This window comes from Thermoactinomyces sp. CICC 10521, assembly GCF_016055135.1.
GTDB classification, from domain to species: domain Bacteria; phylum Bacillota; class Bacilli; order Thermoactinomycetales; family Thermoactinomycetaceae; genus Thermoactinomyces_A; species Thermoactinomyces_A daqus.
Window position 1 is genome coordinate 41,740 of record NZ_JAECVZ010000011.1, and the last position, 14,038, is coordinate 55,777.

Here is a 14,038-nt window from a genome sequence, read left to right on the forward strand (position 1 = left end):
AGGGATCATGAGATGCAACCGAAGGCGACCGTCCGGGGATTGCCTGTTTACCAACCGGGTAAGCCCCTGGAAGAAGTAAAGAGAGAATTGGGATTGGAGGAAGTGATCAAACTGGCCTCCAATGAAAACCCGTTTGGTTGTTCACCAAAAGTTTGGCCTGCGCTGGCCGGGGAGCAAGGACGCTTTCACCTTTATCCCGAGGGCCTGGCTCCGGAACTGCGGGAGAAGCTGGCCGAGCATCTGGAAACGGACCCCCGCAGGATTATCTTCGGGAATGGTTCGGATGAAGTAGTGCAAATGATTGCCCGCGCTTATCTGGAACCGGGAACGGAGTCGGTGATGGCCGACCGCACATTCCCGCGCTATGAGACGGTGGTGCGGATCGAAGGGGCGACTCCGGTGAAAGTGCCGCTTAAAAACGGGGTGCATGACCTGGAGGGAATGTTGGAGGCGATCACTGAGAAAACGCGGGTCGTCTGGATTTGCAATCCCAACAATCCGACAGGGACCATTGTCTCCGGTGATGATCTGAGCGATTTTCTAGACCGGGTCCCGGAGCACGTGCTGGTTGTCATTGATGAAGCTTATTATGAGTACGTGACTGATCCGTCCTATCCTGATTCCTTATCCTTGCTTGATTACAATCCGCAGATCGTGGTCTTGCGCACGTTCTCCAAAATTTATGGGTTGGCGGCATTTCGCATCGGCTACGGTGTGGGCCATCCCGATGTGATTACCGAGCTCAACCGCGTTCGCGAGCCGTTTAATGTCAGCCGTCTGGCACAAACTGCAGCGATCGCCGCACTGGAAGATCAGTCGTTTGTCGTTTACTGCCGCAACCAGAACAGGCTCGGACTGAAAAAAATAACGGAGAAACTGGAGGAATGGGGGCTGGGCTATTACCCGGCACACGGGAACTTCCTGTTGATCGATACCGGTTTCCCGGCGGGCGAAGTGTTTGAGGCTCTCCTGCGTCAAGGGGTGATCGTGCGGTCGGGAGAAGCGCTTGACTTCCCGAGACACATTCGGGTAAGCATCGGAACACAGGAAGAGAACGAACGCTTTTTGCACAGCTTGGCCGAATTTCTGAAAAAGAAAGGAACGATTCCAAGCAATGCCTGAAAAAATAGCCGTACTCGGAATCGGGCTGATTGGCGGTTCATTGGCGTTGGGACTGAAAGAGCGAACAAATGTCACTGTGATTGGCTTTGACAGAAACGAGCAGGATTTGCAGTTTGCCAAAGCCATCGGGGCCATCGATGAAGGCACCACGAAGTTGGACAAAGCTGTCCGGGATGCGGATGTGGTCATCATCGCCCTTCCTGTCGGGAAAATCAAACAGACAATTGAAGAGCTGAACTTGTTGCCTTTGAAAGAAAACTGCATCGTGACCGATGTCGGCAGTACAAAAGCGGAAATAGTGCGCAGCGGCCGGAAGCTGAGCGGCCGCGGAATCACTTTTATCGGCGGCCATCCGATGGCGGGTTCACATCAATCGGGCATCAAGGCCGCCCGATCTTTATTGTTTGAAAATGCCTATTACGTCTTGACTCCGGAACCGCACACATCCCTCGCCGCCGTCCAGAAATTGAGCCGTTTGCTCGCGCTTGCGACGAAAGCGGAACTGGTGATTATGGATCCTGTGCACCATGACCGCATTGTCGGTGCAATCAGCCATTTGCCTCATATTATCGCCGCCGGGCTGGTCAATATGGTGGGGGATTACAATGAGGATAACGAATGGTTTCATCGTCTGGCGGCGGGCGGGTTTCGCGATTTGACCCGGATTGGGGCCAGCCATCCGATCATGTGGCGGGATGTGTTGCTCACCAACCGTGAAGAACTGATCAAATTGATGGATGACTGGATCGAGAGAATGGCAAGGGTGCGTTCAGCGATCATGGAAACGGATCCGGAGTGCATCGAACATTTTTTCACCCGTTCCCGGGCCATTCGCAGCAAGCTTCCCGACCGGAAAAAAGGAATACTGGAACGTCGTTACACCCTCTATGTCGACGTTCCCGACCGGCCGGGGATCATCGGAAAGGTGGCTACCCTGCTCGGTGAAAAAGAGATCAATATCAGCAACCTGGAAGTGATGGAAAACCGCGAAGAGATCCCCGGTGTGCTGAAATTGACCTTTAAACAGGAAAAACATTATCAAAACGCGATCATGGCATTGCGCGAGGCAAACTATGTCGTATTTGCAGAGGAAGAACGATTGGAGGAAGTCAGCGTATGATTCGTACATCGCGTCTTGGGCCGTTTCGATTGACGACGAAGGTTCCCGGCGATAAATCGATTTCCCACCGTTCCGTCATGTTTGGCTCGATCGCCGAAGGAGTCACGGAAATCGAAGGATTTTTACTGGGTGCGGATTGCTTGAGTACCATTCACTGTTTCCGTCAGATGGGGGTGGAGATTGAGCGGACATCTCCCACTTCCGTACGAGTCAAAGGAAAAGGTTTTGCAGGTCTGGCCGAGCCTCGTGTGCCGCTGGATGTCGGGAATTCAGGAACCACGATCCGGCTTCTGCTCGGCATTCTCGCCGGCAGTTCGATTTTTGCCACGCTGGTCGGGGACGAATCAATTGGCCGCCGTCCGATGGGACGAGTGGTAAAACCATTGCGCCGGATGGGAGCCGTGATTGACGGACGGAGAGATGGAAGCTATACACCGCTGGCAGTCCGGGGAAGCAAACTGACGGGGATTCGTTATGAAAGTCCGGTGGCCAGCGCACAGGTGAAATCGTGTCTGTTGCTGGCCGGTTTAAAAGCAGAAGGGATGACAACCGTCATCGAGCCAAGCCGTTCGCGTGACCATACGGAACGGATGTTGCCGGCGTTCGGTTGCCAGGTGGAGGTGCGCGACCGGGAAGTCTCCCTCGCCGGCGGACAGCATTTGTCCGCAGCAAGGGTACAAGTTCCCGGTGATATTTCTTCAGCCGCTTTTCTGCTGGCTGCAGCGCTGGTCGTTCCCGGGGCGGAGGTGACGATTGAGGATGTGGGACTCAATCCGACGCGGACGGGAATTTTAGATGCCCTGGCCATGATGGGGGCTAAAATTCAAATTGAAGAAACGGGCAGCTGGTGCAATGAGCCGGTGGGACGCGTGACGGTGACCGCCGGTGAGTTACAAGGTGCGACGATCGGTGGCGAACTGATTCCACGGCTCATCGATGAAATCCCGATCTTGGCCGTGGTCGCCACCCAGGCGAAGGGAACCACCGTCATTAAGGACGCTGAAGAACTGAAAGTGAAGGAAACCAATCGGATTGCGACGACGGTGAACGAACTCCGAAAATTGGGGGCCAAAATCGAGGAGACAGAAGACGGAATGATCATTGAAGGGCCGGTCGTTTTATCCGGGGGAAGATGTGACAGCCACGGCGACCACCGGATTGGCATGGCGATGGCTATTGCCGGGCTGGCGGCAGAACAGGAAGTGATTGTCGAGCATACGGAGGCCATCGATGTATCGTTTCCCGGATTTGTCAATAAAATCCATGAGATGGAATTAAATCAAATCAGAAAATTAGGAAAAACATATTGACCTTGTCCGACCTGCTTCGTATAATGGGAAATACAGTATGGTTTCTCTCCACTCCTATCCAATATTGTACGTCCTGTGCACACCGCCCTTGATCAGGGGCGGTTCTTTTTTTATGCGTTTTGTCATAATGGTGTGATGAGGTGGTGGTTGTCTATGATGAAGCGCTATCGGCGCATCGGGGCAGAAATTTTTTTGACTGTGGCGGTGGTGATCAGCTTAAAGCAATGGTTTTTTCCTTTTCTGATATCCTTGTGGTTTCATGATTCCCTTATTGCTGATATGGTCACAGAATGGACGGTTCTGATCGTCGGAGCGTTTACTTTTTTTATCTATCTGGGGCTTGGATCTTCCGCAAAACACGTCCATCATTTGCCGATGCGACAGTCGATTTTGGGATTCGTCATCTTCCATTTACCCTTATTGTTGGAAAATGCGCCGCTTGTTCAATCCTTTTGTCGCGATTGGAAAAATTTGCTCGGAGACCTGCTCGTATTATTTTTTCCTTGGCATTTTTTTAGTTCTCTCGAGATTTTTATGGTTTACCTGCTCCTCTTTCTGTTTGGCCGCGTGATTAAAATTACCGATTTGGACGAGGAGAGAGCAGGAATGAAAGAGGAACGGCTTCATCAATCGACTTTTTGACTTCCACCTGAGTCTATCTTCCTTTCGTTTCGTCCACAATAAGGATAACTAGCGACAGAAGGGAAGATCAGACTATGCGGATGGCGGACTGGCTTACATATACCGACATTGAACATTTGAAACAAATGAACCGCTATTACGGCTGCCAAAGCCGTGGGTCTCATTCCAAACGGGATTTAATCTGTTCGCTGCTGCAGATGATGGGAAAAAAGAACTACATAAAGGAAATGATTTTGAAGCTCACGACGGCGGAAAAGCTTTTTTTGGAACAGGTGGTTCTGGATCAAAGTCCCAGTTTTACAATGGAGGAATTGCTTGCCAAAGGGAGGGCGGCCCTGAGGGGAGAAGAGGGAGAACCGCGGAAGCTCATCGTAAGCGCATTGAAACGAGGTTGGTTGTTTCCCGGTTATTCACACCAAACGCAATATCTCTATCATGTGCCTTCCGACATGAGAGACCGGGTGTTGGATATTTTGGCTGAACCTTACAGAAACAGCAGGGATGTGCGGAAAACGCCTCCTTCCTTTTACCGGGACGAGAGCGGGCAAATCGTTGCAGATCTGTATCATTTTCTTGATTTTTTGGCGAAAGAGATCGTGCGGGTTACTGCCAGTGGTTCAATGTATAAACAACAGCAAAAACAGTTATTCAAAACTTTTTATATTGAAGAAAAACCTTTGGAACATAAAGGCCCCCGCTTCGGTTTCGGCAGATGTTATCACCTCTATCCTGATCGCTTCGCCTTTCTGTACGATTATGCCTTTTATCAGGGGTATTTTATCGAAAGTGAAGAAGGATATTTATGTTTAACAGATGCTGGTTCCGGGAAATTAAGAAGCAAAGAAGACCAAGGAAAACAAATGTTGCGTTTTTGGCTTCGGCTCTATCGCAAACCGATTCCGCATCTGCCCATGGTGGTCCGCTGGATCACTCTGCTCGGTTACCCGGGCTGGATTCGCACTGAAGCGGTTTATCAGGCGGTGGAGCCTTGGTTATCCCCTTATTTCTACGAGACGAAAGAGAGCCTGTTTCAGAAAATAGTGCAGATGCTGGTTCATCTCGGTGTTCTCGCGCTGGGATGGGATGAGGAAACTTCCTATGTTTCCTTGACTGCTTCGGGAATCAAATGGTTGAGGGGAATCGTTGCGTTTCGCGAACAGGCGATCGAGGACGGATTCATAAAAGAGGGTTCCGAAGCAGGAAATCAGTAAAAATGGGTCGAATCAATTATTACGGAAACAGAAACTTCACCCTTCTGGGAACATACAGTGAATCAACTTCAACTTTGCTTGTGTCTTAAGGGGTTGGGAAGGATGAAGAGCAAGGTCTCGGTGGCTGAGAAAAAGGAATTCATCCACTGGTTTTTGCAGAAATACGAACTGCAAAAAAAAGAAGCAGCATGGCTTCTCAGCTACCTGTCCTCAAGCGACGAACTTCTCAAACGCGTTCATTTTGTTGACCATGTTCGCCATCTGCCGAAATCGATGATGATTTCGACCAAGTGCAGCAAGATGGTTTCTTTTCGGTTTACGAAGAACAAGCGAGTAGGCGCTGATGTGGAAACCGCCTTTTACGATATTCGGACCTATCCGCATGAAGATTTATATATCGGCCTCTATTTTAAAGATCGGGCGAAATCACCCGAATATGCCGCGGTATTGGAGGTTAATCCCATGGAGAAACATGACTTGGTGCAAGATCACTTGCTAAGTCTGTTCGCGGAGATGCTTCTTGACCAGGCGGTAAAAGATTTCCAGCGGCGTGAATTGTATAAAAAGATTGATCATGCCCTTGAAGAACGGGACGAACAAGCGTTTTTACAGCTCAGCGAACAATGGATTAAAATACTGGAGTCCTGATGTCAGATTCGATATAATGCTCAGCAGAAGTTGCTGGGCATTTTTATTTTTCCGGAAAAGAGGGCAAAATATGAGATGGAAACGAATGAATGAGAACGAGTGGAAAGAAGTTGCAGCTTTTGTTGATACGCTCCTGATCCCGGTTCATTCCCTGACCCTGAGGGAGAAGGCGGTCGAAGCGGGGGACAGCCGTCTGGTCGAAGCGGTGGCGGAAGAGCTGGAAAAAAGTTTGACGGGGCGGATTCTGCTGCTCCCTTCAATTTCATATATTGGTCAAAATCCTGATGTATTTAAAGCCTACATCAGTGAAATAATAAGAGAGATGAATCAATCAGGATTCTATTATCTGGTGCTGATCGCCGGCCCGAATCAGGGTTTTTTGACCGACTGGCTGGAAGATGAACCGCCGGGCGGCTTCATTTCCACCGTCTGTCATGTCGTAAACCGTTCCGAAGGACAGCCCGCTGAAGAGGCATTGGAGTCGGAACACGGGGAACTCTTTGAAAAAGTACTAAATATGTGGCAAAATCATTCATAAATTTTCAAAAAAAAGTATTAATATTGTCGGCTTAAAGTCATGACAGTTTCTTGACTTTTAAGGAATTAATTCGCTATCATGGTATATGTCCTAGTAAAAGATAGGTGTTCTAGCATAATAAGATTCCGGTCCGAGTGGACGGTTCGAAAGCCGTATAGAAGGAGGTCGGACACGTGAGCAAAAAAGTTTCCCGCCGTCAGTTTTTGACCTACACGCTGGGTGGGACAGCCGGGTTTCTGGCTTCGGGAATGCTCTTTCCGATGGTTCGCTTCGCCATTGACCCAATTCTTAGAAAAGGGGAAAAAGGCAATTTTCATGACGTGAACCTGAAAGAGTCAGAAGTGACTGACATACCCAAACAAGTCAAGTTTACGGAGCACCGGAAAGATGGCTGGTATAATCCGCCAAAAGGGGAAACGTTGACGGCATGGGTGGTTCGGGTCAAGGGTGAGATCATCGCCCTGTCACCGATTTGCAAACATTTGGGCTGTACCGTCAACTGGAACAGCAACCCGATGTACAAAAATGAATTTTTCTGTCCATGCCACTTTGGCCGGTACTACAAGGATGGGACGAACGTACCCGGTACTCCTCCGCCAAAGCCGTTAGACCGCTATGAAGTAAAAGTGGAAAATGGAAGAGTGTTGATTGGACCACTGCAAAAAACTTAATCGCTCTGTGAAACGGAGGTGTAGCGAATGCTGCGCGCCATTTACGACTGGGTGGATGAACGATTGGATATTACGCCGCTATGGCGCGATGTCGCTGACCACGAAGTACCGGAACACGTCAACCCTGCCCATCATTTTTCAGCATTTATCTACTGCTTCGGGGGTTTGACTTTTTTTGTCGTCGTCATCCAGATCCTTTCCGGTATGTTCTTGGCCATGTACTATGTACCTGACATTGTAAACGCTCACGCCAGTGTCGCTTATTTGCAAAGTGAAGTGGCGATGGGGGCGATTGTAAGGGGAATGCACCACTGGGGAGCGAGTGTGGCGATCGTCATGCTTTTCTTACATACCCTGCGCGTGTTTTTTACCGGATCGTACAAACATCCCCGCGAATTCAACTGGCTTGTGGGCATGTTGATTTTTGGCGTGATGTTGGGGCTTGGTTTCACCGGTTACCTGCTGCCTTGGGACAATAAAGCTTATTTTGCGACCAAGGTAGGGGTGCAGATCGCCGCATCCGTTCCGGTGCTTGGTCCCTATATCGCTTCTTTTCTGCAAGGGGGCGATATCGTTGGTGCGCAAACGCTGGCACGTTTCTTCGCATTGCACGTGTTTTTCCTGCCGGCCGCATTGCTCGCACTGTTGGGCGTTCACTTTATCCTGATTCGTCGTCAGGGCATATCCGGACCACTATAAGGTCTACGCGTGAGGAGGGATCCACTTGGCACACCATTCCGATGGAAATGATAAACAAGTCCACTATGTGGGAGACTCGCGCGTTCGTGCAGACCGCAAGAAATTGTATCCAAAGGATTATGCTGAGTTTCCAGGTAAAACGGAAGCCTTCTTTCCTGACTTCCTTCTGAAAGAGTGGATGGTGGCGGCTGTTTTCCTCGTCGGGTTTATGACGTTGGTCATGTCGGAAGAACCTCCGCTCGGAGAACTGGCCGATCCCACCAATACCAGCTTTTTGCCGGTGCCTGACTGGTACTTCTTGTTTTTATACCAGTTGCTCAAGTATAAATGGGCATCGGGTCCGTTTGTCGTCATCGGTACCGTGCTCTTGCCTGGCATTGCTTTTTTGGCATTGATGCTGGTACCGTGGCTTGACCGCAGCAAAGAGCGGCGACCACTCAAACGGCCAATGGCTACAGGGATCATGATCGTCACCCTGATCGCTATTTGTGCTCTTACCTGGGCGGCCGAATACCAGCACGAACTGCAGTCGGAATCCGTACCGGGTCGCAAACCAAATGATACCACGGTTATAGGTTTAAATGAACAGGGATACAGGATTTACCAGAAAAACGCTTGTATCAAATGTCACGGGGATCATCTGCAGGGGTTAAACGGTCCCAGCTTGCTCGGAGTGGGCAATCGGCTTACCCATGATCAGATTAACCACATTATCGATCATGGCCGCGGTGCCATGCCTGCTGGGATGTTCCAAGGATCTCCGGCAGAAAAACAAGTATTGATCAACTGGCTGTTGCAGCAAAAACAGAAATAGTGGAGAGCAAACCTGGCCTATTCCTTTCCTGTGGCCAGGTTTTTTCTTCTCAGCTTGCAACATGGGTCGGAAGCAGAAAGGTGGCAGCAGGATGAAAAACTGGATCATACGTCTTTTGGAACAGAGATGGGTGTTGTGGAGTTTATTCATTGTCAACTTTCTGGGGACGATTTACGGTTTTTATTGGTACAAAAATCAACTGATGGATACGAGTCCCCGGATTTTGGATATATTTGTGCCGGACAGTCCGACAGCGAGCGGTTTTTTTACCCTGGTGCTGTTGGGATATTTATGTTCGCGGCGAAGTCCCCTGCTGGAGGCATTCGCTTCAATTACGTTGTTTAAATACGGAATTTGGGCGGTTGTGATGATCATCTGGGAAGGATGGCTCGATCCGCTGCCGTTTACAGAGGCGCTGTCCTGGCAGCATTGGATGTTGATGTTCTCCCACTTCGGAATGGCGATGGAAGGGTTGCTGTTTGTTCCGTTTTATACCTATAGGAGGCGGGAAATTCAAATTGTGGCAGCCTGGACATTGCTCAACGACCTGATGGATTATGGTTTGGATCTTCATCCGTGGTTGACCGCAGCCCTCGAAGTATATGATGACTGGGTCGGTCTGTTTACCGTACTTCTCAGTTTCACCTCGATATTGCTGTTTTCCGCGTTGTCGATGCTGGAAAGCAGCCGGCGCCGTAAAAACGAATCCCTTTTGTCTTCAGCCGGGAAATAACCGGCTTTTTTATTTTTGCGGGCATAACGGAATGAACAAGCTGAATAGGATGAGGTAAGGTGATCGGTGATTCAGAAAGGAGTGGGACCTTTGCGAACATTTTGGCTGACAGTGATCTTTGCCTGTCTGTTTCAAATGATGGTCCCTGCCGTTCATGCAACCGGCATGCGTTCTTTGGAGACTGAGGAGTGGTCGCGCCTTGCTAATCAAGTGGCCAAATGGGCCGGTGCCGGTGAATACATAAAGGCGAGAGACCAACTGTTGAAGTTGTCGGGCCGTTTTTCCAAAGCGGATTTTACCAAACTGAATTTGCGGATTGAGTCAATTCATGCTTTGGCGGAAGTGATCATGGAGATGGAGGGGGCGTTAAACCGGGTACAGCCAAACAGCAAGGAAATCGCGGATGCGGCTGCCCGCCTACAGCTGGCTTTTGATGCACTCACCCATCCCAATCAACCGATGTGGCAGCAATATTATCAGCCATTGAAAAAAGATCTGGATATGATTGACGAAGCGATCAGGATGAACGATCGTCATGCCGTGCAAGAGGGGGTCGACCAGTTTTATGAACATTATCAGATCATCCGGCCGGCGTTGATCGTGGCCAAAAGCCCTTTTACGATCAGCAAAGTCGATTCATTGGTCACTTTTTTGCGCAATCAAACGGAAATGGACAAACTGAAAATCGGGGTGACACAGCTTAAGAGTTTGCTCAATCCCCTTTTTTTCGGATCGGAACGGGATGTGATGGCGACCGTATATCGCTGGAATGAAGGTGATTTTTTCAAAGTGATTTTGTGGGTGAGCGGGTTGATCGCCAGTGTGCTCGGATTTGTCAGTTGGCGAAAGAACAGGGAAAACAGGGAGGCTTCTCCGTATGCGTGAGAAGAGCATGGAACTGCGCTTCTCTTAACGGTCTTGTTTTCGTTTGAGTATTTTGCACAGATTTTTTTCTCCCACCATGACTTCGTTGATTAAATCGATAAACAGTCCGTGTTCGACAATCCCGGGGATTCCGTTTAGCCAATCCGCCAATTCCGTCGGAGACTCAATCCGCCCGAGACGGAGGTCGAGAATCATGTTTTTTTCATCCGTGAGATACGGCTTTTTATCTTCGTTCAGACGGAGGGTTGCTTCGAGTCCATTCTTTGCCAATTTTTTAAGAACGTGTTTATAGGCAAAAGGTACTACTTCCACCGGGAGGGGAAAGCGGCCGATCTGGTTTGTCAGCTTGGTTGAATCGACGACGCAAATTACTTTCCGGGAGATCGATGCGACAATTTTTTCATACAGAAGGGCTCCGCCACCCCCTTTAATGGCGTAAAAACGGGGATCGATTTCGTCGGCTCCGTCTATCGTGACATCGATCCGGGAGACATCATTGGCCGAAACCAGGGGAATGCCCAGAGATTTGGCCAGTTTTGTTGTGGCGGAAGAAGTGGAGACCGCTTCAATCTTCAGTCCTTTCTTCACCAGGGTACCCAGCCGTTTAATGGTGTAATACACAGTGGAGCCGGTTCCGAGCCCGACCACCATTCCGTCTTTTATGTAATCCGTCGCTTTTTCCCCGGCAATCTGTTTTTCCGATTTGCTGTGCTTCATTCTCCTTCCCTCCAATCCCTGAAAAATATGATGATCTTATTATGTGGCGGGGGAGATGGATTTATTTAGTGTATTGTTTCAGGACAGACAAGGTGCAGGATTTTGGTCGGAGCGGATTTGAAGTGATGATGCAGTGGTAAAAACAAAAGACGGGCGGATGGAATAGTCTTAATTTTCTTTGGATGGAGGAGGAGTGATCCAAGATGGCCGGAGTTGTGATGCACTTGCATGAGATTGATCGTAGAAATCTCCCTGAAGTCGGAGGCAAAGCTGCCAACTTGGGTGAGTTGCTCAGAGCGGGGTTTCCGGTGCCTGAGGGATTTTGCATTACGACTGAAGCATACCGCCGCTTTATTGAAACTAGCGAGGATATGAAGCGGTTTTTTGATTCGCTTGATCGACTTCGGCCCGGTCAGCTTGAAGATGTGCGGATTATGGGCCGGCAGATTCGTGATCACTTGCAATCGCTTCCCATCCCTGCCGATCTTGAGGCAGAAATCATCGGGGCATGGGAACAATCGGGACAGGAGCATGCTTATGCGGTTCGCTCCAGTGCTACGGCTGAAGATCTTCCGACAGCCTCATTTGCCGGACAACAGGATACGATATTAAATGTGCAAGGCGCTGCCCGACTGCTCGAAGCTGTAAAAAGGTGCTGGGCATCGCTGTTTACAGACAGGGCCATCCTCTATCGGATTAAGAACGGTTTTGCTCACCGCACTGTCTTTTTGTCTGTAATGGTGCAAAAGATGGTCATGTCTGAGGTCTCCGGCATTTTATTTACTGCTGATCCGGTTTCCGGTCATCGTGGGACGATCTCCATCGATGCCGGTTTTGGACTCGGTGAAGCGTTGGTCTCCGGTATTGTCTCAGCCGATCTTTATCAGGTCCGAAACGGAGAAATTGTGAAAAAGCAAATCAGTGAAAAGAACAAGGTGATTCTTCCCGCGCGAAATGGAGGGATGGAGGTCGTCGAACTCTCTCCCGAGCTGGGCAGGAAACAGGCTCTTTCCGATGAGCAAATTTTGAAACTGGCCGAGCTGGGCAAAAAGATTGAATGTCACTGCGGGGCAGCCCAGGATATCGAATGGGGATTGTCCGGTGACCGCTTTTTTGTCCTGCAAAGCCGGCCGATCACCACTCTTTTTCCTCTTCCTCCCCATCTTGACGGGCGCTTGCGTGTGTTTTGCTCGTTTGGCCACACCCAGATGATGACGGACGCGATGAAACCGCTGGCGCTTTCGGTTTGGCGGACGTTGATGCCATTAGGCAGGAGATCCGGGGATTCGCGTGGCAGGATGTTGGTGGAAGCAGGAGGCAGGCTTTATTTTGATCCAACGGAACTGATGTACTGGAAAGTATTTCGGAAAGGTTTGCCCCGGTCGCTCAAGAGCAATGATGAATTGATGAGCGATGCGCTCTCCCGTTTCCTTGCCCGTGAAGATTTTTTAAAGGAGGCCGCATTGTACCGTGCTTCCAAATGCAAGATGATTCCCCTGATCGGGATTTTTTATTTCAGCATGCTTAAAGGATATCCGAGGCTGATAAAAACGATGTTCAGCAAAAATCTGCAGGATGTGGCACGGAGGGCGGAAGCAGCAGTCGAGAAAGCCGTCGCCCGGTGCCAAAACGAGATTTTTTCCGTCAACGGACCGGAACGGATCAAGCGGATTCGAGCCAGGATCGCAAACTGGATATCGTTTTATGGACGTGAATTGGCTCCCGGACTGCTGGCGGCGTTCGTTGCGCAAAGAATGCTTTTGCATCTCGGCAAAAAGTGGCTGGGAGAGGATCAAGCAGAAAAGATCGCCGCTTTGAACAAATCGCTGCCTGGCAATGTGACGAGCGAAATGGGATTGATGATCGGTGATCTGGCTGATCTCCTGCGGCCGTATCCCCAGCTGGCCGCTTATCTTGACAGAGCGGAGGATCGCACGTTTTATGAAGGGCTGGATCTGTTTCCGGGAGGTTCCGAATTTAAGAAAGAGTTGCACCGGTTTATGGAACGGTACGGTATGCGCTGTCCGGGGGAAATCGATCTGACGAGGAAGAGGTGGCGCGAATCGCCGACGATGCTCGTTCCCTCTATTTTAAGCCATATGCGCAGCAATGAACCGGGGGAACATCGAAAGAAATTCAACCGTGGCAAAAAGGAAGCGGAGGAGGCGGCACAGGAGATTCTGGCCTGCTTAAGGAAAAAACGGGGCGGATATTTGAAACGGAAGTGGATTTCCCGCCTGATCGCGGTCTATCGCAATCTGATGGGGCTTCGTGAACTTCCCAAGTATATGATCATCCGATGTTTTGATCATTACCGGCAAGCGATTCTGGAAGAGGGGCGGTTTTTGCGTGAAAGGGGAACAATCGAGCATGAAGAAGATCTTTTTTATCTGACCTTGGATGAAATCATCGCTCTGCTGGAAAACCGGTTGGAGGATGTCGCCCGGTTGATCGCCATGCGCAAACAGGAGTTTGCCCGATATGAAAAAATGACACCGCCGCGGGTGATGACCAGCGAAGGCGAAGTGATCACCGGCAGGAGAAGCGGTGTGCAGGTTCCTCCCGGCGCTTTGTCCGGAATTCCGGTATCCCCCGGCCTTGCTGAAGGCTATGTCAAGGTGGTGCGTAACCTGGAAGAAGGGAATCTGGAAAAAGGGGATATTCTCGTTGCTCCCTATACCGATCCGGGCTGGACCCCTTTGTTCCACTCCGCCAGAGCGCTGATCATGGAGGCCGGGGGATTGATGACTCATGGTTCCGTCGTGGCCAGGGAGTACGGGATTCCGGCTGTTGTCGGTATTGATCGTGCGACGGAGCGATTGAAAGACGGCCAGTTTGTTCGTGTGGATGGTACACAGGGGGTAGTGGAGATATTGGAGCAGCCGGCAAAAATATAATCCAGCTGAAAAAACCCGTTCCTGGACAGAA

At 50.1% G+C, this 14,038-nt stretch carries 14 protein-coding genes; 13 read left to right on the forward strand and 1 reads right to left on the reverse strand.

Going from position 1 to position 14,038, the window contains the following annotated elements:
* Positions 1 to 12: 12 nt before the first annotated feature.
* The 12 genes from hisC (at position 13) to I8U17_RS09635 (ending at position 10,393) form a co-directional block, all read left to right on the forward strand.
* A complete protein-coding gene (hisC, locus tag I8U17_RS09580) occupies positions 13 to 1,122 on the forward strand; it encodes a histidinol-phosphate transaminase (RefSeq protein ID WP_198054933.1) in 1,110 nt (369 codons plus the stop codon).
* Positions 1,115 to 2,242 (forward strand): prephenate dehydrogenase, encoded by a 1,128-nt coding sequence (locus I8U17_RS09585; protein ID WP_198059329.1) that lies wholly within the window; start codon positions 1,115 to 1,117, stop codon positions 2,240 to 2,242. Before hisC ends, I8U17_RS09585 begins: the two co-directional genes overlap by 8 nt.
* The gene (gene aroA, locus I8U17_RS09590; RefSeq protein ID WP_198059330.1) at positions 2,239 to 3,552 is read left to right on the forward strand and encodes a 3-phosphoshikimate 1-carboxyvinyltransferase; all 1,314 of its coding nucleotides are present in this window, start codon (positions 2,239 to 2,241) and stop codon (positions 3,550 to 3,552) included. The genes I8U17_RS09585 and aroA overlap by 4 nt, the downstream gene beginning before the upstream one ends.
* Positions 3,553 to 3,705: 153 nt before the next feature.
* Entirely contained in the window at positions 3,706 to 4,194 is a 489-nt protein-coding gene (locus tag I8U17_RS09595; protein WP_033101419.1) for a hypothetical protein, read from the forward strand.
* Between the two features lie 74 nt (positions 4,195 to 4,268).
* Positions 4,269 to 5,405 carry a hypothetical protein gene (locus tag I8U17_RS09600; protein ID WP_033101418.1) on the forward strand — a complete coding sequence of 379 codons (1,137 nt, stop codon included), beginning with the start codon at positions 4,269 to 4,271 and terminating at the stop codon, positions 5,403 to 5,405.
* 102 nt (positions 5,406 to 5,507) lie between these two features.
* The gene (locus tag I8U17_RS09605; protein WP_033101417.1) at positions 5,508 to 6,053 is read left to right on the forward strand and encodes a ReoY family proteolytic degradation factor; all 546 of its coding nucleotides are present in this window, start codon (positions 5,508 to 5,510) and stop codon (positions 6,051 to 6,053) included.
* Positions 6,054 to 6,123: 70 nt separating this feature from the next.
* Positions 6,124 to 6,591: a DUF2487 family protein gene (locus I8U17_RS09610; protein ID WP_198054930.1), complete on the forward strand. Its 468-nt coding sequence runs from the start codon at positions 6,124 to 6,126 to the stop codon at positions 6,589 to 6,591.
* Between the two features lie 173 nt (positions 6,592 to 6,764).
* Positions 6,765 to 7,262: a Rieske (2Fe-2S) protein gene (locus I8U17_RS09615; RefSeq protein ID WP_033101415.1), complete on the forward strand. Its 498-nt coding sequence runs from the start codon at positions 6,765 to 6,767 to the stop codon at positions 7,260 to 7,262.
* Positions 7,263 to 7,289: 27 nt separating this feature from the next.
* Positions 7,290 to 7,961 carry a menaquinol-cytochrome c reductase cytochrome b subunit gene (qcrB, locus tag I8U17_RS09620; RefSeq protein WP_033101414.1) on the forward strand — a complete coding sequence of 224 codons (672 nt, stop codon included), beginning with the start codon at positions 7,290 to 7,292 and terminating at the stop codon, positions 7,959 to 7,961.
* A gap of 25 nt (positions 7,962 to 7,986) precedes the next feature.
* Entirely contained in the window at positions 7,987 to 8,775 is a 789-nt protein-coding gene (locus I8U17_RS09625; RefSeq protein WP_198059331.1) for a menaquinol-cytochrome c reductase cytochrome b/c subunit, read from the forward strand.
* 91 nt (positions 8,776 to 8,866) lie between these two features.
* Positions 8,867 to 9,508, forward strand: coding sequence for a DUF1405 domain-containing protein (locus tag I8U17_RS09630; RefSeq protein WP_033101412.1), 642 nt, complete (start codon positions 8,867 to 8,869; stop codon positions 9,506 to 9,508).
* A 90-nt stretch (positions 9,509 to 9,598) separates the two neighbouring features.
* Positions 9,599 to 10,393 carry a sporulation protein YpjB gene (locus tag I8U17_RS09635; protein WP_198059332.1) on the forward strand — a complete coding sequence of 265 codons (795 nt, stop codon included), beginning with the start codon at positions 9,599 to 9,601 and terminating at the stop codon, positions 10,391 to 10,393.
* A 24-nt stretch (positions 10,394 to 10,417) separates the two neighbouring features.
* On the opposite strand, the gene rpiA is transcribed toward I8U17_RS09635, so the two are convergent.
* Positions 10,418 to 11,110 (reverse strand): ribose-5-phosphate isomerase RpiA, encoded by a 693-nt coding sequence (rpiA, locus tag I8U17_RS09640; RefSeq protein WP_198054929.1) that lies wholly within the window; start codon positions 11,108 to 11,110, stop codon positions 10,418 to 10,420.
* A 203-nt stretch (positions 11,111 to 11,313) separates the two neighbouring features.
* Between rpiA and I8U17_RS09645 the strand changes: the two genes are divergently transcribed.
* The gene (locus I8U17_RS09645; protein ID WP_198059333.1) at positions 11,314 to 14,007 is read left to right on the forward strand and encodes a phosphoenolpyruvate synthase; all 2,694 of its coding nucleotides are present in this window, start codon (positions 11,314 to 11,316) and stop codon (positions 14,005 to 14,007) included.
* Positions 14,008 to 14,038 lie beyond the last annotated feature (31 nt).